Source organism: Alkalihalophilus lindianensis (assembly GCF_032843265.1).
GTDB lineage: Bacteria > Bacillota > Bacilli > Bacillales > Bacillaceae_D > Alkalihalophilus > Alkalihalophilus lindianensis.
In genome coordinates this window covers 1-247 of the sequence record NZ_JAWJBA010000806.1, presented here as the reverse complement: position 1 = coordinate 247, position 247 = coordinate 1, and the positions used below count along the sequence as shown (strand labels likewise).

The following is a 247-nucleotide window of genomic DNA, read 5'->3' as shown; positions in this document are numbered from 1 at the left end:
CACGAGGGCGCCCGTGAGGTTGACGTCGAGCGTGCGCTGCCACGCCGCGAGGTCGAGGCGGTCGAGCGGCGCGCTCGCCGGCTCGGCGAGGCCCGCGTTGTTGACGAGGCCCGAGAGGCCGCCGAAGGCGTCGAGGGCCACGGCCACGGCGCGGGCAGCGTCGGCGGGCTTCGACACGTCGCCCACGACGGCGCGCAGGGCATCGCTCATGGCGCCGAGCGCGGCGAACTCGTCGGCGGTGGCGCCG

At 77.7% G+C, this 247-nt stretch carries 1 protein-coding gene; it reads right to left on the bottom strand.

Features of this window, described 5'->3' with window-relative positions; all coding sequences use genetic code 11:
* On the bottom strand, positions 1–247 hold a 247-nt coding region (locus RYX56_RS24400), incomplete at both ends, for an SDR family NAD(P)-dependent oxidoreductase (protein WP_317124391.1).